The following is a 17185-nucleotide window of genomic DNA, read 5'->3' as shown; positions in this document are numbered from 1 at the left end:
CAGCAGACGCGGAGCGCCCGCCAGCGCCCGGGCCAGCGCGATCCGCTGCTTCTGGCCGCCGGACAATACCCCGGGCCATTCGTTGGCCCGCTCCTCCAAGCCGACCAAACGAAGCGCTTCCTGCGCCTTCTTCCGGTTTCCCGCCTTCGCGCCGATCTGCACGTTCGCCAGCACTTTTTTCCATGGAAGCAGCCGGGCTTCCTGGAACAGCAGCCTCGTGTCCGGATCGATACCTTCAAGCTCCCTCCCATCCAAGAGCATGGTGCCTTCATCGGCCGTTTCCAGCCCGCCCACAAGCCGGAGGAGCGTGCTTTTCCCGCAGCCGCTCCGGCCGACGACGGCCACAAACTCGCCCGCGTTCAAATCGAGCGTAATCTCGTTCAGTACGGCACGGTCTCCGAAACGTTTCGTCACACGCCGGATATTCAATTGGATACCGCCTTGTCTTGCGCTCATACGGAACCCTCCTTCGGTTCAAGGTCAGGCTTTCTTAAAGTTCGGGTGCCACTGCAGCCAGCGCCGCTCAAGCCCTTTGGCCATCGCGTCCGACAGCTTGCCAAGCAATGCATAGATGATGATGCTGAGCACCACAACGTCCATCTGCATGAATTCCCGCGCATGCATCGCCATGTAGCCGATACCCGAATCGGCGGAGATCGTCTCGGCGACGATCAGCGTGATCCACATGATCCCAAGCGCATAACGCACCCCGACCAGAATACTCGGAAGCGCGCCGGGCAGGATGACCTGCCAGAACAGCGGGAGCCCCTGCAAGCCGTATACTTTGCCCATTTCGATCAAGCCCGGATCGACGGAGCGGATTCCGTGAAACGTATTCAGGTAAACCGGAAAGGCGCAGCCCAGCGCGACTAGAAACAGCTTCGCCTCCTCTCCGATGCCGAACCATAGAATGACCAGCGGAATGAGGGCCAAATGCGGGATGGTGCGGATCATCTGCATGGACGAGTCGGTCAGCTTCTCAAGCAGCGGCGACACCCCGTTCGCAAGTCCGAGCGCCAGGCCGATCCCCCCGCCGACGGCAAAGCCGAGCAATGCCCGCTTCGCGCTGATCCCGATATGTTGAAGCAGCGTGCCCTTCTCGGCGAGCGGAATGAAGGCCTGGATGACCTGCAAAGGCGTCGGCAAAATGCGCGTCGAGATGAAGCCGAGCTGTCCGAGCACCTGCCATATCAGCACAATGGCGACCGGGACGAGCCAGGGCAGCCAGCCTTTAGCGCGCGAGTCGCGGAATGCGGCCTTCATCGGCTTGCACCTCGTTTTCTTTGAGGAATGAGGGGTCCTGCTTCGTCGGCGGTTCGTTGTTGGCGATAATTTCGCCGAAAGGTCCAAGGGAGGAAGCGCCGGAAGCTGCGGCTTCCGAGTCGCCAAGGCTCCCCGCCGGATCCCGCTTCAACGGCAGCAGCGGGAACACCAGCTCCGCCATCCGGTAAGCCTCCTCCAGATGCGGGTAACCGGATAAAATGAACGTGTCGATGCCGATCTCCGCATATTGTTTCATCCGGGCCGCTACCGTCACAGGGTCTCCGACCAGCGCCGTTCCGGCGCCGCCACGCACCAGTCCGATGCCGGCCCACAGGTTCGGGCTGATCTCCAGCCCGTCGCGCTTCCCGCTGTGCAGCTCCGCCATCCGGCGCTGCCCGACGGAGTCGAAACGGGCAAATACCTTCTGGGCTTGCGCGATCGTGTCGTCATCCACATACCGGATCAGCTCGTCGGCTGCGTTCCAAGCCTCCCGCTCCGTCTCCCGGACGATGACGTGGAGCCGGATGCCGAACCTCACCTGCCGCCCCTTCGCTTCAGCCAGCTTGCGAACGCGCTTGATTTTGTCCTCGACCTGAGCCGGAGGCTCGCCCCAAGTCAAGTACACGTCGATATGCTCGGCTGCGATCGACTGGGCGATGTCGGAAGACCCGCCAAAATAAAGCGGAGGATGCGGCTTTTGCAGCGGGGGATACAGCAGCGTACCGCCTTTGACGGTTAAATAGTCGCCCGCAAAGGTCACTTCTCCGCCTTGCAGTCCCTTCCGCCATATGTGGAGAAATTCGTCCGTCAGCTCATAGCGCGACGTATGATCGAGGAATAAGCCGTCGCCGGCATTCTCTACCGGATCGCCGCCGGTGACCACGTTGATCAGCAGCCGCCCGCCGGACAGGCGGTCCAGCGTGGCCGCCATGCGGGCCGACAGCATCGGCGACATCAGACCCGGGCGGATGGCAACCAGAAATTTGAGACGCTTGGTCTGCGGAACGAGCGCCGAGGCGACGATCCATGCGTCTTCGCAGGATTTGCCGGTCGGCAGCAGCACGCCCCCGTATCCGAGCCGGTCGGCCGCCTGGGCGATTTGACTCATATACGGAAAATCAACGGCGCGGGCTCCCTTCTGCGTGCCCAAGTACCGGCCGTCTCCGTGCGTTGGAATAAACCAGAACACTTCCATCCTCCGTCATCCTTTCCAGGTTGTCGTTACGGGTCTAACAACGCATCGCCCACCTTGATCGGCTTGGGGATGAGCCCGATTTGCAAAAACGTATCCGCCACGCGCTGCTGCTCGGCGATCACTTGCCCGTTGATCGGCAGCAAGCCGTATTCGCGCCTTCCCATGGCTAGCTCAAGCGACGGAATATCGATGCCGAGCTGCGGCGACAAGAGCTTCGCCACCTCCTGCGGATTCGCCTTCGCCCAAGCGCCGGCCTGGTTCAATTCCTCCAGCAGAATGGCGGTGATCTCTTTGTTCCGCTCGGCAAACGGGCGGGACGCCAAATAAAACTCGTAGTTGGACACCACGCCTTTCCCGTCCGCCAATACTCTGGCCTTGGAGGACGTCTGCACGGCGGCGAAATACGGGTCCCAGATGACCCAAGCGTCCACGCTGCCCCGTTCGAAAGCGACTCTGGCGTCGGCCGGGGGCAGAAACACCGTTCGAACGTCGGAATAGCTCAAACCGGCTTGCTCCAGCAGCTTCACAAGCAAATAATGAACGTTGGACCCTTTGTTTAAAGCGACCTTTTTGTCCTTCAAATCTTTGACGCTTTGAATCGGCGACGCTTCGGGCACGACAATCGCTTCGCTGAGCGGTCTTGCCTGCTCGTATGCCAAATAAACCAAAGGCGCTCCGGCCGCCTGCGCGAAGATTGGAGGCGCTTCGCCCGCATGCCCGAAATCGATGCTGCCCACATTCAGCGCCTCAAGCAGCTGCGGACCGCCGGGAAACTCCGTCCACGTCACGGTGTAACCCGCCTCTTGCAGCTTCTGATCAAGCTTTCCCTGCGCCTTCAGAAAGTTCACGGTGCCGTATTTCTGGTACCCGATCCGTACCCGCTTCGCCTTTTCTTCCGTCTCGGGCCGCTTATCGGCGGCTCCTCCCAGTCCGGACTTCGCCGCCGTCGCGCAGCCCGTTGCGGCGGCCACCAGCAGCACCGCCAGCAAAGCCAGCGCGAACGGCCTCGCTCCCAGCCGCCGTCTCATACGACGGCTCCCGGACCAGATTCATTCGATGGGATAACAAGCTTAGCCATAGTCATACACTCCTTTTATTCATTTTGAAGCGAAAAAAAGTAAGAGACCTCCGGCGAACGCGCGGCAAGGTGCCAGGCAGTTCGGGAGGTCTCCAGCGGTTCGGTGGACCCATCGCATCAAGGGGTGCGCTTATGCTGTTTTTGTTCGGGCAGATGGCGCTGGGATGCCGAATCCGATTCAAAACGTTTGCGTTCCGTTCGTTCGATCTGCACGATTCGTCCGTCATGCACGACGATCTGTACCGTACCGTATTCGAGTCCGTTGACACTTTGAAGGATGCGTTTCGTCCAAAGTTCATCCACATCGAGCGGTTTAGCCATCGTAATCCCTCCGACATTTAATGTTTTTTATTCCTATGTGTTAAGTTGGTATTGTATGTTAAAAAAAATGCGCTATCCCGTTAAATTGTCCAATCGTTCCACTCGTTTTTGCGTTTGTCGATATACAGCAGCCAATCTCTTGTTTTGGTCAACAGCTGCTCCCTCGCCAAGCCTCCCGAAAACGTATGATCGGCCTGGAAAATAATTTCTTTCTCGCACTGCCCCTGACTGCGCAGCCAGAACAGCTTTTGGTAGAGAAAGCAGTAATCGACGGGAATCACGTCATCTGCCGTTCCATGGACAAGCAGGACGTCGCCGGTAAATTTGCGAAGCTGCTCGAACGGCTGGTACTGCGAGAGCGATTCGAAGAAGACCGGCTGAAGCGCATAACCGAGATGATCCGCCGAGCCGCATTGAACGGCCGTCTCGTACGCTTTCTTGCCCGTGATGTTCACGATATCGTTAAATGGGTACGCAACAGCCGACCAGAGCACGAGCGATTTCACCCGTTTGTCCCGGGCGGCGGTCAGGATGGCGACGGCTCCGCCGAGGCTGTGTCCGAGCAGCACGACCCGCTGAGGATCGACGCAGTCGATATCGAGCGCATAATCGAGGACGGTACGCGTCTGGTCGATCAAAGCGTTCAGGCCGCCGGCGCCATATTCGCCCATGCTCTCGCCGCAGCCGCCGTAGTCGAAACGGAGCACCATGTAGCCGTGACGGGCAAACTCCCGCGCCGCGAGGACAAACAAACGGTCGACGCCGATTCGCGATCCGACGAACCCGTGGCATATGATAATGATCGGAAAACGGCCCGATCCGCAGCCCTTTCCGCCCTCCTCTTCCGCCGGCGGATAATGGAGGGTGGCCGCCAGTTCGTATTGTTCGCTTCGTATCGTAATATGGTGTTCCATCATCGACTACCCCTTTCTGCGGATCTCTTTCAATTAAATATGCACCGGCATCGGATCGGTTTTTAAAGTGTTTTCAAGTGTCAGATGTTCGTCTTCGTTGAACAGGTACAAGCGGTGAATCAACACGCTCACCCGGTCTCCCGGATGAAGCTGGGGCAGCTCCAGCGAACGGTATGCGAATAGCTTCTCGCTGCCAAGCGTCACTTCGATCTGCCAATTTGTTCCGCGGAAGTAGACGTTCTTGACGACGCCCTGCTCGGCTGCGGACGGAAACGGCAGCTCGCCAGGCAAGCCCACTTCGATAAACTCGGGGCGGATGATCGCTTTCGCGCCCTCGATCGCCCCGGCGGCCGGGAACCCTTTAAGCGCCGAAGCGTCTCCAAGCTGATTCGATTCGCCGATGAAATTCGCCACAAACGGCGTCTCCGGCTGCTTGTAAATTTCAATCGGCGTACCCTGCTGCTCCAGACGGCCCTGATTGATGATCATGATCTGATCGGCCACCTCGACGGCTTCCTCTTGATCGTGCGTGACGAAGATGGTGGTGATGCCGACCCGGTCGATCATCTCCTTCAGCCAGGTGCGCAGCTCTTTGCGCACCTTGGCATCGATGGCGGCAAACGGCTCATCCAGCAGCAGCAGCTGCGGCTCAGGTGCGATGGCGCGGGCAAAGGCGACACGCTGCCGCTGCCCGCCGGAAAGCTGGTGCGGCAGCCGTTTCTCAAGCCCCGCCAAGCCGGTCAGCTCGATCAGCTCCTGCACGCGCTGCTTGATCTGAGCCTTGCTGCGCTTCTGAACCGTCAGCCCGAAGGCGATGTTGTCGAAGACGCTCATGTGGCGGAACAGCGCGTAGCTCTGGAATACGAAGCCGATACCGCGCGCTTGCGGCGGAAGCGAATTGACCTTCTGCCCGTGGAAGAGGATATCGCCCGAATCGGGCTCCTCCAATCCGGCGAGCATGCGAAGGATCGTCGTTTTCCCGCCTCCGCTCGGTCCGAGCAGGCCGATCAGCTTCCCTTTTTCGATCTCGAAGCTGACATCTTTGGTCGCCTGAAAGCTGCCGAAGCTTTTCGTCAAATGTTTGGCCACAATATGCATGATCAGGTCTCTCCTTCCCGGCTGAGCTGCTGCTGCTGGTGCTTCCACTCAATGACGCTTTTGACGACCAGAGTGACCACCGCAAGCAGGACAAGCAAAGACGCCATGGCGAACGCGCCGGCAAAATTATATTCGTTGTACAAGATCTGTATATGCAGCGGCATCGTGTTCGTCGATCCACGAATATGACCGGAGACAACCGACACAGCCCCGAATTCGCCCATGGCGCGGGCGTTGCACAGGATGACCCCGTACAGCAGGCCCCACTTGATGTTGGGCAGCGTAATCTTCCAGAAGATACGCCACCCTTTGGCGCCGAGCGTCACGGCCGCCTCTTCCTCCAGCGTCCCTTGCGCCTGCATCAACGGCAGCAGCTCCCGGGCAACGAACGGGAAGGTGACGAATACCGTGGCAAGCACGATGCCCGGCAAAGCGAAAATGATCTTGAGATCGTTCTCCTGCAGCCACGGGCCGAACCAGCCTTTCGCACCGAACAGCAGGACGAAGATCAGGCCCGAGATCACCGGGGACACCGCAAACGGCAGGTCGATAAGTGTGATCAGCAAATTTTTTCCCTTAAATTGGAACTTCGTGATCGCCCATGCGGCCGCCAGCCCGAACAACAGGTTCAGCGGCACCGCGATGACGGCGACGAGCAGCGTCAGATGAATGGCCGCGGCCGCATCGGACTCGATCAGCGAAGCAGCATACACCTCCCAGCCTTTGCGGAACGCTTCGACGAAGACGCTGACCAGAGGCAAAATGAGCAAAAATCCCAAAAACAGCAATGCGACGGTAATGAGCGCCCATTTCACGATCCGGGGCTCGCTAATGTGACGCGGACGTTCGGCGGCAGCCGAATCCGATTTCACTGCGGTAGCTACGTAACCGGCCATAACCTTCCTCTCCTCCCCCGCTTATGCCGATGTGACATGGCGGTTCGCCCGCCATTGCAGCAGATTGATGACGAGCAGCGTCACGAAGGAAATGACCAGCATGACCAAGGCGATTGCGGTCGCTCCGGCGTAATCGTACTGCTCCAGCTTCGTCATGATCAGGAGCGGCGCGATTTCGGTCTTCATCGGCATGTTGCCGGAGATGAACACGACCGAACCGTACTCCCCCACCGCCCGGGCGAACGCCAGCGTAAAGCCGGTCAACAGCGCAGGCAGCAGCTCGGGAAACAGGATGCGGACGAAGGTCTTCCAGCGGCTTGCGCCGAGGCTCACCGCCGCCTCCTCGACCTCCTTCTCCAATTCTTCCATCACCGGCTGAAGCGTCCGGACGACGAAAGGAATGCCGATGAACGTCAGCGCAAGCATGATGCCGAGCGGCGTAAAGGCGATTTTGATTCCCAGCGGCTCCAGCAGCCTGCCGACCCAGCCGTTCTGCGAGTAGATGGTCGTCAGGGCAATCCCGGCAACGGCCGTCGGCAGCGCAAAGGGCAAATCGACGAGCGCGTCGACAATTTTTTTGCCCGGAAACGAGTACCGCACAAGCACCCAGGCGACGATGAAGCCGAAGACCGCATTGACGAGCGCGGCGCCGAGCGCCGTACCGAAGCTGACCTTGTAGGAAGCGATGACCCGGGGGTCGGTAATCGTATGCCAGAACGCCTCCCAGCCCATCCCGGAGCTTTTAATGAAAATGGCCGACAAAGGGAACAGGACGATTAAACTCAAGTACAATACAGTAAAACCCATCGATAAACCGAATCCGGGTAAAATACTGCGCTTTTTCCAAGCTTTGGCCATCGTCTATTCTCTCCCTGTCTCTCACGGTTTGTAGATCTGGTCGAATACGCCGCCGTCGCTAAAGTGCGTCTTTTGCGTTTTCGCCCAGCCGCCGAACGGCTCGTCATCGATGGTAAACAGGTTTACTTGGGAGAACTGATTCTCGTACTTCTTCGCGACTGACTCGAGACGCGGGCGGTAATAGTTTTTGGCGGCAATCTCCTGCCCTTCCTCCGAGTACAAATATTCCAGATACGCTTGCGCCACTTCACGGCTGCCTTTCTTGTCGACCACCTTGTCGACGATGGCGACCGGAGGCTCGGCAAGCACGCTGATCGAAGGCGTGACGATCTCGAATTTGTCTTTGCCGAACTCGTTGATGGACAAATACGCTTCGTTCTCCCAAGCGATCAGCACGTCGCCGATGCCCCGTTGAACGAACGTCGTGGTCGAATCGCGCGCGCCGGAATCGAGCACCGGCACGTTTTTGAACAGCTTTTGCACGAATTCTTTCGCTTTGGCTTCGTCTTTATTGTTCTTCTGGTAGGCGTAGCCCCAGGCAGCTACATAATTCCAACGGGCGCCGCCGGACGTTTTCGGATTTGGCGTAATGACCTGCACATCCGGCTTGATCAGATCGTCCCAATCCTTGATGCCCTTCGGGTTGCCTTTCTTCACGAGGAACACGATGGTCGAAGTATACGGGGAGCTGTTGTTTTTCAGCTTCTTCTGCCAGTCTGCTTGAATCAGTCCGGCTTGCTGAACCGCGTCGATGTCGTAGGCCAGCGCCAGCGTTACCACATCCGCCTCCAGTCCGTCGATGACCGAACGTCCCTGCTTGCCGGAGCCGCCGTGCGATTGCTTGAAGGTGACGTCCTGCCCCTTCGTCTTCTTCCAATAGGCAGTGAACGCTTTGTTATAGCTTTGATACAGCTCGCGCGTCGGGTCGTACGAGACGTTAAGCAGCTCGATCGGCTTTGACGCCGATGCCGCAGGCTTCGAGCCTTCTCCCGGCGCCGGAGCGGCCCCGCCTGGCTCCGGTTTGGCGCCGCCGCAAGCGGTCAGCCCGACGAGCGACACCGTAAGTACGCTGAATAATGACCATTTACCGAACAACCGGAGCACATGATTTGTGTGTGCACGCATAACCTTTTCTCTCCCCATTTATCAATTCTGCTTATAATTTCCGTTTATCGGATCGGAGGGGCGGGTCAATCGCCCACAGCTCATTATATGGCGTTCCGGTTGTCCGGTGACTAACTAATAATTCCGATAAACTTACTTAGTTATGTCAGTATATTAGCATCGGCCCTGTGTCCTGTCAATCGATTTTTTGGGATTTTTTCACTGTTTAGTCATAAAAAAAGAAGAGCTGATCGCTCCCCGTTTTTCGCTCAAATGTTAGAATCTTTTTTTGCTGGGGTTCTTCCCCGTCCGAATCCATTAACACGCCCGCTCCGAGACCGTCAGCGCGGCGTACCTCATAGGCATCTGCGTCCCAATACGGCTTTACGGCCGCAATTCCTTGACAAACAAAACCCGGTCCTGCCCTTTCCCGTCATAATTGGCCGTAGCCTGCACCCCGTCTACCTCGACGTTTCCTTTATCAATCCGAAAGCCCATGCGGGTATGGAAGGCAATGGATGTTTTATTGACCGGCGACGTGACGCAGCGCACGATCTCGCATCCCTTCTCACGAGCCTTGTCGAAGAACATCCCGTACAGGCGTTTGGCGATGCCGTCTTTCCGATGCTCGGGATGCACGCCGATAAAGTGGATGTAGGCTTGCTCCGGGTACGTCTGGGAGACAAAGCCGATCAAGAAGCCGATGATTTGACCGCCTTGCTCGGCTACAAAGCTTGTATCTCGAAAATGCTGAAAAAACAGCTTCGGCAGCATGTCGGCCATCGGCCGGCCGCCCCACCAATCGTCGATCACGGATATGACAGGTATGTAATCGGATTCGAGCACATGCCGGAAATGCATAGACGAACTCACTCCTCATTCCATGAGATACGGCCAAGTACCTTGGTCCCTGCCCGTTGAAGAACAGACCTCCAGCCTCGCTCGTGGCACGGCGCACAAGCTCTTGCATCCTTCATGCGCATGAAACAAAAGACAGCGACCCTTCGCAGGTACACTGTCTTCCATATGCCAGCCTGAACTTGTTAATGCTTTTCCATTCCTGCCTCGCGAGCTTCCGCCGGCGCGCAATCGCCGCAATAGCCCAAAATTTCAAACCGGTGATTGACGATCTGAAAATCGGACGGCAGATTGTCGATCTGCTTCATCGGACAAAATTCGAAAGGCACTGTTTTCTCGCAGTTCATGCAAATAAGATGATGGTGGTGATGCGATTGGCAGCGGGCCCGGAACTTCAGTCCGTCGTTTAAGTAAATTTGTTCCAGAACACCCATCTCGCTCAGCAGACGCAGGTTGCGGTACACCGTATCGAAGCTGACGCCGGGATAAGGCTGCTTCATATAATCATAAACGTCCTTGGGGGACAAATAGCCGGTCGATTCGGCGAACAAGGCGGCAAGGCTCTTCCGTTGGTCGGTGATGCGCCAGCCTTTGGCCGACATGGCCTTCAAAATATCTTGAACGGTCGACTGAACCTCATGCTCGTGATTTCCCATAACTACCTCTTCCCTATGAATACGCTATCGGATACTACTAATAATGCCTGAATCCGCAGCGGGAGTCAAGGTTACCGGCCTTCCAGAGCCGCCAGCTCGTCCGCCAGAAAGGACCGGTCAAAGTGCTCGCCGATGAATACCGCTACGCTGGGCAGCTCTTCCTTCGGCGCGATTTTCACGAAATCCATCTCGCGATACGCATATTGGAACAGGAACGGACTAACCGTATCGGTAAACCTCAAAATGCCTTTGGCCCGGTATATTTCCTGCGGGAGCCGTCCGATCAACGCTTCAAACCGCTCGCTGTCCACCGGCCGTGCGAAGTAATGCGTGTAGACCATCACATGCTCGTGGCTGTGATGATGCGCATCGCTTCCGTGCCCGTGGTCATGCCCCCCGGTTCCGCAGGCTCCGCCCTCCGCATGCTCATGTCCGCAGCCGCAAGCGGAAGCCGCTTGGTGCCGCTCCGCTACGCCGCCTTCGAGGCGGTCGAACAAGGACAGCTCGATCTCGCAGCGCACGGTCGGCAGAATCGGGGCAGCGGGATTCAGCTCCCTTATCAGCGTATCGAGACGCATGAGCTCTGCCGGAGGAACGAGATCTGTCTTGTTGAGCAAAATGCGCGTCGCGCAGCGGATTTGATCCTGCATGAGCCGGTACGTCTTGCCCTTCGGGCTGTGCGAGCGCTCGCTGAGCTGCGCCGCATCGACGACCGTAATGACCGATTTCAGCTCCACCTTCGTCAGGAGCGAGGCATCCGTGACGCCGTCCAGCATCTCAATCGGGTTGGCCGCTCCCGTGCATTCCACGAACACGACGTCCGGCCGGTGCTCCTCGATCAACTGCTTCAGCTCCATGCCCAGATCGCCGCGGATCGTACAGCAGATGCAGCCGCCGAGCATTTCGGTCATCGGCACGTCCTCGTCCACGAGCATCCCGTCCAGATTCACGTCGCCCAGCTCGTTCATCAGAACGGCGGGCTTTTGGCCGCTCAGCTTATAATAATCCAGCGCCCGGGTCAGCAGCGTCGTCTTGCCGCTGCCCAAAAATCCGGTCAAAATATGGACCGGAACCGATCGTTCTTCCTTCAAATCGCTACACCGCTTTCCGTTTAGGTTCACAAGTCAGGCGTTGCCTTTCTTTTTTTCAAATTTTACTCCGTCCGCCAGGCCGTGTCAATTAATCGTAATTTTTATCATTAAAATCCAAGGGCTAATTACTTCAGCAATTCGAGGATCGTCGCGATAAAGTTATCCGCAACCGAACGTTCGGGACGGGATTTCATCAGCACGGTAAGTCCGATGACCGACACGAGCAAGGTGTGGGCCAGCGCCTTGGCGCTGCCGACTTGCTTCAGCTCTCCTGTCCGTATGCCGCGTTCGATCGCTTCTTGAAACAGGGCGGCCAAATACATCTGGTGCTCTCTGGTGAGAACCTCGAATTTGGCGTCATGCGGCGCAAGCTCCACCATGACGTTGATGCAGAAGCATCCCTTGTTGGGCCCTTCCTCATCTGCTTCCGCCGCAATCCCTTCAAAATAGGACCGGAACGCTTCCTTGACGGAAGAAGCGTTTTGCAGCCGGGACCGGACGTAAGAGGAATGAGCGTGCGTATATTTGCGCAGCGCAGCTTCGAACAGCTCCCGCTTGTCTCCGAAAGCCGAGTAAAGGCTCGGCCGCTGTATGCCCATCCCGGACGTGAGATCGCTTAAAGAAGTCGCTTCGTACCCCTTCTCCCAAAATAGCCGCATCGCGGCATCCAAAGCCTTGTCTTCATCAAACGCCCTTGGCCGTACCATAGAATAGCCTCATTTCATATCGATTAGTATACTATGATTTTAGGCTTTGAAGCTGCCGCTGTCAAATTCAGCGGGCAGTACAAAGAGGCATATTGCTGGAATTTCGGTTCGCTCCCCGGCCAATCGGCCTCTTGACAGCAGACATGCAGGAGAGTTATATTTACGAGGCACATTATATACCAATCGGTATATTATACTTATCGGTACAAAAAATTCTCATGATTCGGGAGGGTATAACCATGGATCGACTTGAAAAAAAAGCGGGGCTTCTTGCCGGAGACCGCAGCGGGGCAAAAACGGAGGCGCCGCATGAGCCTTTAGCCGCAGAGGAAGCGGCTTCCGCACCGGCGCTGTCCCGTTCCGTCGCGCTGTTGTTTGCCATCGCCTGCGGGCTTGCTGTCGCCAACGTCTACTATGCGCAGCCGCTGCTCGACGCCATGGCAAGCGAGCTTGGCATGGACCGCGCCGCCGTTGGCATTGTCATCACGGCCACTCAGATCTGCTATGCGCTGGGGCTGCTTATGCTCGTCCCGTTCGGCGATCTGGCGAACCGCCGGAAGCTGATCGTCGGCCAACTGCTGTTGTCCGTATTGGCGCTCATCGTGGTCGGTACCGCCTCCACTGCCGCCGTACTGCTCGCAGGCATGGGTGCGGTCGGCCTGCTCGCCGTAGTAACGCAGGCGCTCGTGGCTTACGCTTCGACGTTGGCCGCGCCTGCCGAGCGAGGCCGGGTCGTCGGCCTGGTAACGAGCGGTGTGGTGATCGGCATTCTGCTTGCTCGCACCGTCGCCGGGACGCTGACCGATCTCGCAGGATGGCGTTCGGTCTATTTCGTTTCGGCCGGATTGACGGTGCTTATGGCCGGCCTCCTGTTCCGGGTACTGCCGCGCGAAGACCACGGGAAAGTGCCGATGACGTACCCGCAGCTGCTGCGCTCCGTATTCGCCTTATTCGTGCAGGAGCCGGTGCTGCGCACCCGCGGAATGATCGCGCTGCTTATTTTTGCCTCGTTCAGCGTGCTGTGGACCTCGCTTGTACTGCCGCTCGGTTCGCCGCCGCTGTCGCTTTCCCACACCGCGATCGGGTCGTTCGGGCTCGCGGGCGTAGCGGGAGCGTTGGCGGCTGCGCGTGCGGGACGGCTCGCAGACCGCGGCTTGGGACAGCGGACCACCGGGATTGCGCTGACGCTGCTGCTGGTTTCGTGGCTGCCGATCAGTCTGACGGAACGCTCCCTATGGGCCCTGATCGCCGGAGTGCTCCTCCTCGACCTCGCGGTGCAAGCCGTGCACGTCACCAATCAGAGCATGATCTACAGCGTACGCCCGGAAGCCCGCAGCCGTCTCGCCGGCGCATACATGATCTTCTATTCGATCGGCAGCGCCGTCGGCTCGATTGCCTCTACGCTCATGTACGCGCAAGCCGGTTGGACCGGCGTCTGTCTGCTGGGCGCCGCCATCAGCGGCCTCGCGCTGCTGTTCTGGGGACTGACCCGGCCCTCGACGCCCGCTTCCTAAGTCCCCTGCCTCCCGCTCGACCGGCAGTGCGATGACGCCGTCCCATCCCGCGTTCCAACCAAGATGCATCAGCTTGGACAATACCCCTTTTCTTTGGCAGTCCACTCCTCTTTTTTTGAAGATTCATATGAATATATGGAGTCCATCGAAAAGGAGGTTGGGCCTATGCTTGAAAAATGGAAAAAGCCAGCATTCATTCTAGGTATTCTTGGAGCCGCGAAGCTTGCCCTGGGCAGCTTCGGAGTCGACATCCCCGATAATCTCATTAACGACATCGCCAATGGAGTCAGCGCCATTCTCGTTCTCGTCGGCATTATTGCCGACCATGGCAAACCGAAAGACGGCACCGTATAACCATCCGATCTCTGCGGACTTGACGCCCTCGCATGCGAGAGGCGTTTCTTTTTGGACTAAGACCCTCATTTTCTTGTTTGCTGGGCGACAATAAAAAAGCCGTTTGGCAAATTTTTCTGCTATCCGGCTCATATAAATAATCTGAATCCCCTTTGGAAGCTTACCGCCCTTGGAAGGCGGCAAAAGGGTTGCGTTCCGTCACGATCCGCGGACTTCTAATTTGAACCCGGGGAGCATAGAGCGTACTATGGAAGGAAATGTTTCATTATAGAAGAAATCGATGAACTGTCTTATGAAGGAAAGCGAGGGATGCGCATGTCTGTCCGAACCCCGAGTCGGCCTACGATTCAAATCGATCCGACCTTTGCTTATTATCTCGGCCGGTCACCCGAAAGCGTCGCCTCCGAGCTGGAACTGGCGGGATTTCGTACCGTGCGCTATTTTGTGACGGATGAAACCCGGGTGAACGGCAGGCTCGTGGCAGCTCTTCGCGAGCGCGGCATGGACGTCTGGGCGATGGTGATCGGCAACGGGACGTATACGACCGAGAATTTGCCCCCGGATTGGCCGGAGTGGCAGATGACGCTGCTTAAGCCAGTGAATGACGGATTTACCCGGCTATCCCCTTTCAGCCATCGCTATGTGGCATGGAAAAAAGCGGCGGCGGCCCATCTCGTCCGCACGCACCCGTTTACGGGCTTTGAGGTGGCCGAGCCGTATTTCCCCGAATGGAACGGACTGGCGAGCGGCGTGTACGGCGATGTCGGCCCGTATGCCCGGGCGGCATTCAAGCAGTTCAGCGGCAGCGACATGCCGGAATTCCGCTACAAATCCTCTCCGCTGTACTACAAAAAGGACCGCGGCCGCTATTTGCTGTGGATCGAATTTCGGGTGCAGGCGGTGAACGGGTTTCTGAACGAGCTGATCAACGGATCCGGCGGGGTCCGCGAAACGAGACCCGATATCAAAATCGCAACGTGGTCGCTTGCGGTGGACGCCGGTCAAGATCCCGTAGGAGCGCTTCGCGAATATCAAGGCGTGGATGCGGTTGAAATGATCCGGACGGTCCGCCCGGACGCCCACATGCTCCAGACCCATTGGCCCGACTGGATGCGCGTGCATCTGCCGCCCGATTACATAAGACATTACCGGCCCTTCGTCGAAAGCATCCGTGCCGTTCATCCGGGCATCCCGCTGGGCATCCAGACGGATATCGGCTCGCAGGCCCGGATGCGCCGCAGCCGCGCTTGGATCCGGGAGTTCGCCAAATCGGCGGGCGAGCTCGGTTACCGGTTCTGGACGGCCTATGAGTATTCCATCGGCCTGCCGATGTACCGGGAACCGCCCCGGGTGCTGCGGGTCCATCGCCCGGACCGCCAGCTGGCGGTGCTGGAATTCAGCAAGCGCGTAGATGCCGAATCCGCCTCGGAGCCTTGGCATTACCGCTGCGTTGCCGGAGGCCGGCCGCTGGAGCTTGCGATCCGCGTCATTCAAGTGGACGGCAACGTCGTTGTATTGCAAGCGGATTTTCCCCGCGTGTCCTTCGAGCTGTACGCGGAAGGAATCCGCGATACTCCCGAGCTGCGGCTCATTCCAGACGAGCCGGGGAATGAATCGCCCAGAGGCCTTCCGATCCCGGTTACGGGCTGGTTCTAAGAGTTGGTCATTTCTCCGGTCGCGGGGTATAATGGAAGGAACGGGTTAATCCTGCTATCATGAACCGGCTGCCCTTGAACCCTGCCATCCTTCAACCGACAGGAGATGAACGCAAGTTGACTTTATCGTCTTGGAAAGAAGAGCGGGCCAACGCCATCAGCCACGGCATCGGCGCCGCGCTCAGCGTCGCGGCTCTCGTTCTGCTGCTGCTCCATTCGCTGCAGAACGGTACGGTCTGGCATATCGTCAGCTTCACCGTTTTCGGCGTATCGCTGATTCTGCTGTACGTCTGCTCCACCTTGCTGCATAGCGCCCGCAAGGAGCGCTGGATCGATCTGTTCGAAATTATGGACCACTCGGCCATCTACGTGCTCATCGCCGGCACCTATACCCCGTTCTTGCTCGTCACGATTCGCGGCCCTTTGGGGTGGAGCTTGTTCGGCGTCGTATGGGGACTTGCGCTGCTGGGCATTGTGTTCAAGCTGTTTTTCGTCAAGCGGTTTAATGTCCTCTCGACGCTGTTCTATATTGCGATGGGCTGGATGGTTATGTTCGCGTTCCGTCCGCTGCAGGAGCAGCTTCCCCCAGCCGGCATCGGCTGGCTGGTCGCCGGAGGCCTGCTGTACACGGTCGGCACGGTCTTTTATTTATGGCGCAAGCTTCCTTACGCCCACACCGTATGGCACGTGTTCGTCCTGGGAGGAAGCATCTGTCACTTTTGCTCCGTCTATTTCTACGTGCTGCCCTGGTAACCGGTCACACGCCGCATCACGGCAAAAAGCTTTCACGCAGACTCTGCGGTGAAAGCTTTTTTTATAATCGCTTCGCCCCGGCCGCCGCTTCGGACGCCGTTATTTGCGGAGGCGCTTGAACTGGTAATACAGGAAGCAGCCGATGCAAAAGCCGCATAGAGCCGCGAGCGCGGCAAGCGCCACGATGCCGGCGAGGACGTATCCGAGCCAGCTGTCCGGATTCACCCAGAACGCAAGCAGCGACAAGGTAAGGACCCCGACGGCGATGGCGTTGTTGAACCGCAGCAGCTCCTGCGATTCGGTAGGCGCGCCCGCCACGCGGCTGCGGAGCAGCGGCGCAGCAAGCTGCACGATCAGGTTGGCGCGGATGCCCTGCCACAAGCCGAGCACTTGAACGGCCCACAAGGCGGCGATCAGCGCCGGCTGACGCAGCACGACCGCAAGCGCAATCAGCAGGACGATTCCGGCCTGGTTCGCGCGGACGTATGCAATGGGAATTTCTCTCATAAGTGCTCCATTCACCCCATGATCAAAATGGCTTGCTTCGGAGTCTGGCCGACGAAGGCTTGTTGCCGGCTAGACTCCTAAGAGGACACCGGCTCCAGCCTAAGCTGCCCCGTGTTCGGGTCCTGCAGCACGAGCCGTCCTTCGACCGTCCGGCCCTGCTCGTCGACCAGCCTCATCAGCGCGGTGCGTCCGTGCTTCAGCAGATACGCAATGGCGGCGTCCGTCAGCGAGGCCCCGAAGCTGTCCTTCCAGATCACGAAGGTACAGCCCGTCTTGTAAGCGCTGCAGCCGTAGCCGCGCTTGCCGCGGATGATGCTGCCGCGGCAGCCCGCGCGCGGGCACGCGCCCAGCGCCGCCACCGGC

At 58.3% G+C, this 17185-nt stretch carries 20 protein-coding genes; 4 read left to right on the top strand and 16 right to left on the bottom strand.

Features of this window, described 5'->3' with window-relative positions:
- The 14 genes from PEH01S_RS31815 to PEH01S_RS31750 all read right to left on the bottom strand — a co-directional run.
- Positions 1–456 (bottom strand): ABC transporter ATP-binding protein (locus tag PEH01S_RS31815; RefSeq protein WP_127490184.1); only part of this gene is annotated, 456 nt, incomplete at its 3' end.
- Positions 457–480: 24 nt separating this feature from the next.
- Entirely contained in the window at positions 481–1263 is a 783-nt protein-coding gene (gene ssuC / locus PEH01S_RS31810) for an aliphatic sulfonate ABC transporter permease SsuC (RefSeq protein WP_127490183.1), read from the bottom strand.
- On the bottom strand, positions 1232–2458 hold the full coding sequence (gene ssuD / locus PEH01S_RS31805) for an FMNH2-dependent alkanesulfonate monooxygenase (RefSeq protein WP_127490182.1): 1227 nt from the start codon (positions 2456–2458) through the stop codon (positions 1232–1234). Before ssuD ends, ssuC begins: the two co-directional genes overlap by 32 nt.
- 26 nt (positions 2459–2484) lie before the next feature.
- Positions 2485–3486, bottom strand: a complete 1002-nt coding sequence (locus tag PEH01S_RS31800; RefSeq protein WP_127490181.1) for a sulfonate ABC transporter substrate-binding protein — start codon at positions 3484–3486, stop codon at positions 2485–2487.
- A gap of 167 nt (positions 3487–3653) precedes the next feature.
- A complete protein-coding gene (locus tag PEH01S_RS31795) occupies positions 3654–3857 on the bottom strand; it encodes a YezD family protein (protein ID WP_010495331.1) in 204 nt (67 codons plus the stop codon).
- 80 nt (positions 3858–3937) lie between these two features.
- Positions 3938–4771, bottom strand: a complete 834-nt coding sequence (locus PEH01S_RS31790) for an alpha/beta hydrolase family protein (protein WP_025849559.1) — start codon at positions 4769–4771, stop codon at positions 3938–3940.
- A 33-nt stretch (positions 4772–4804) separates the two neighbouring features.
- Positions 4805–5869, bottom strand: a complete 1065-nt coding sequence (locus PEH01S_RS31785; protein WP_025849560.1) for a sulfate/molybdate ABC transporter ATP-binding protein — start codon at positions 5867–5869, stop codon at positions 4805–4807.
- 2 nt (positions 5870–5871) lie between these two features.
- Complete coding sequence (cysW, locus tag PEH01S_RS31780; RefSeq protein ID WP_127490180.1) at positions 5872–6765, bottom strand: sulfate ABC transporter permease subunit CysW; 894 nt, start codon at positions 6763–6765, stop codon at positions 5872–5874.
- A 21-nt stretch (positions 6766–6786) separates the two neighbouring features.
- Positions 6787–7623, bottom strand: a complete 837-nt coding sequence (gene cysT / locus PEH01S_RS31775) for a sulfate ABC transporter permease subunit CysT (RefSeq protein WP_025849562.1) — start codon at positions 7621–7623, stop codon at positions 6787–6789.
- A 21-nt stretch (positions 7624–7644) separates the two neighbouring features.
- On the bottom strand, positions 7645–8748 hold the full coding sequence (locus PEH01S_RS31770; protein WP_025849563.1) for a sulfate ABC transporter substrate-binding protein: 1104 nt from the start codon (positions 8746–8748) through the stop codon (positions 7645–7647).
- A gap of 363 nt (positions 8749–9111) precedes the next feature.
- Complete coding sequence (locus PEH01S_RS31765) at positions 9112–9588, bottom strand: GNAT family N-acetyltransferase (protein ID WP_025849564.1); 477 nt, start codon at positions 9586–9588, stop codon at positions 9112–9114.
- A gap of 182 nt (positions 9589–9770) precedes the next feature.
- Complete coding sequence (locus PEH01S_RS31760) at positions 9771–10241, bottom strand: Fur family transcriptional regulator (RefSeq protein WP_025849565.1); 471 nt, start codon at positions 10239–10241, stop codon at positions 9771–9773.
- A 71-nt stretch (positions 10242–10312) separates the two neighbouring features.
- The gene (locus PEH01S_RS31755; protein WP_025849566.1) at positions 10313–11332 is read right to left on the bottom strand and encodes a CobW family GTP-binding protein; all 1020 of its coding nucleotides are present in this window, start codon (positions 11330–11332) and stop codon (positions 10313–10315) included.
- Between the two features lie 125 nt (positions 11333–11457).
- Positions 11458–12039 (bottom strand): TetR/AcrR family transcriptional regulator, encoded by a 582-nt coding sequence (locus PEH01S_RS31750; RefSeq protein WP_025849567.1) that lies wholly within the window; start codon positions 12037–12039, stop codon positions 11458–11460.
- A 239-nt stretch (positions 12040–12278) separates the two neighbouring features.
- On the opposite strand from PEH01S_RS31750, the gene PEH01S_RS31745 reads away from it, so the two are divergent.
- The 4 genes from PEH01S_RS31745 (at position 12279) to trhA (ending at position 16315) form a co-directional block, all read left to right on the top strand.
- The gene (locus tag PEH01S_RS31745) at positions 12279–13553 is read left to right on the top strand and encodes an MFS transporter (RefSeq protein WP_127490179.1); all 1275 of its coding nucleotides are present in this window, start codon (positions 12279–12281) and stop codon (positions 13551–13553) included.
- A gap of 165 nt (positions 13554–13718) precedes the next feature.
- Positions 13719–13907, top strand: coding sequence for a hypothetical protein (locus PEH01S_RS31740; protein ID WP_127490178.1), 189 nt, complete (start codon positions 13719–13721; stop codon positions 13905–13907).
- A gap of 309 nt (positions 13908–14216) precedes the next feature.
- Entirely contained in the window at positions 14217–15563 is a 1347-nt protein-coding gene (locus PEH01S_RS31735; protein ID WP_025849570.1) for a hypothetical protein, read from the top strand.
- 116 nt (positions 15564–15679) lie between these two features.
- The gene (trhA, locus tag PEH01S_RS31730; RefSeq protein WP_025849571.1) at positions 15680–16315 is read left to right on the top strand and encodes a PAQR family membrane homeostasis protein TrhA; all 636 of its coding nucleotides are present in this window, start codon (positions 15680–15682) and stop codon (positions 16313–16315) included.
- Between the two features lie 99 nt (positions 16316–16414).
- Here the strand turns inward: trhA and PEH01S_RS31725 are convergent, their stop codons facing one another.
- Complete coding sequence (locus PEH01S_RS31725) at positions 16415–16822, bottom strand: DUF4395 domain-containing protein (protein WP_127490177.1); 408 nt, start codon at positions 16820–16822, stop codon at positions 16415–16417.
- A gap of 77 nt (positions 16823–16899) precedes the next feature.
- Positions 16900–17185: topoisomerase C-terminal repeat-containing protein (locus PEH01S_RS31720; RefSeq protein ID WP_456320100.1), on the bottom strand; the 286-nt coding region annotated here is incomplete at its 5' end.

It is taken from the genome of Paenibacillus ehimensis NBRC 15659 (assembly GCF_004000785.1).
Taxonomy (GTDB): domain Bacteria; phylum Bacillota; class Bacilli; order Paenibacillales; family NBRC-103111; genus Paenibacillus_G; species Paenibacillus_G ehimensis.
This window is presented reverse-complemented; position numbering and strand designations above follow the sequence as displayed.

Bases quoted from the DNA above. Each gene is read 5' to 3' on its own strand.
- ssuC (WP_127490183.1), bottom strand. From the start codon at position 1,263: ATGAAGGCCGCATTCCGCGACTCGCGCGCTAAAGGCTGGCTGCCCTGG.
- ssuD (WP_127490182.1), bottom strand. From the start codon at position 2,458: ATGGAAGTGTTCTGGTTTATTCCAACGCACGGAGACGGCCGGTACTTG.
- PEH01S_RS31800 (WP_127490181.1), bottom strand. From the start codon at position 3,486: ATGAGACGGCGGCTGGGAGCGAGGCCGTTCGCGCTGGCTTTGCTGGCG.
- PEH01S_RS31795 (WP_010495331.1), bottom strand. From the start codon at position 3,857: ATGGCTAAACCGCTCGATGTGGATGAACTTTGGACGAAACGCATCCTT.
- PEH01S_RS31790 (WP_025849559.1), bottom strand. From the start codon at position 4,771: ATGGAACACCATATTACGATACGAAGCGAACAATACGAACTGGCGGCC.
- PEH01S_RS31785 (WP_025849560.1), bottom strand. From the start codon at position 5,869: ATGCATATTGTGGCCAAACATTTGACGAAAAGCTTCGGCAGCTTTCAG.
- cysW (WP_127490180.1), bottom strand. From the start codon at position 6,765: ATGGCCGGTTACGTAGCTACCGCAGTGAAATCGGATTCGGCTGCCGCC.
- cysT (WP_025849562.1), bottom strand. From the start codon at position 7,623: ATGGCCAAAGCTTGGAAAAAGCGCAGTATTTTACCCGGATTCGGTTTA.
- PEH01S_RS31770 (WP_025849563.1), bottom strand. From the start codon at position 8,748: ATGCGTGCACACACAAATCATGTGCTCCGGTTGTTCGGTAAATGGTCA.
- PEH01S_RS31765 (WP_025849564.1), bottom strand. From the start codon at position 9,588: ATGCATTTCCGGCATGTGCTCGAATCCGATTACATACCTGTCATATCC.
- PEH01S_RS31760 (WP_025849565.1), bottom strand. From the start codon at position 10,241: ATGGGAAATCACGAGCATGAGGTTCAGTCGACCGTTCAAGATATTTTG.
- PEH01S_RS31750 (WP_025849567.1), bottom strand. From the start codon at position 12,039: ATGGTACGGCCAAGGGCGTTTGATGAAGACAAGGCTTTGGATGCCGCG.
- PEH01S_RS31745 (WP_127490179.1), top strand. From the start codon at position 12,279: ATGGATCGACTTGAAAAAAAAGCGGGGCTTCTTGCCGGAGACCGCAGC.
- PEH01S_RS31740 (WP_127490178.1), top strand. From the start codon at position 13,719: ATGCTTGAAAAATGGAAAAAGCCAGCATTCATTCTAGGTATTCTTGGA.
- PEH01S_RS31735 (WP_025849570.1), top strand. From the start codon at position 14,217: ATGCGCATGTCTGTCCGAACCCCGAGTCGGCCTACGATTCAAATCGAT.
- PEH01S_RS31725 (WP_127490177.1), bottom strand. From the start codon at position 16,822: ATGAGAGAAATTCCCATTGCATACGTCCGCGCGAACCAGGCCGGAATC.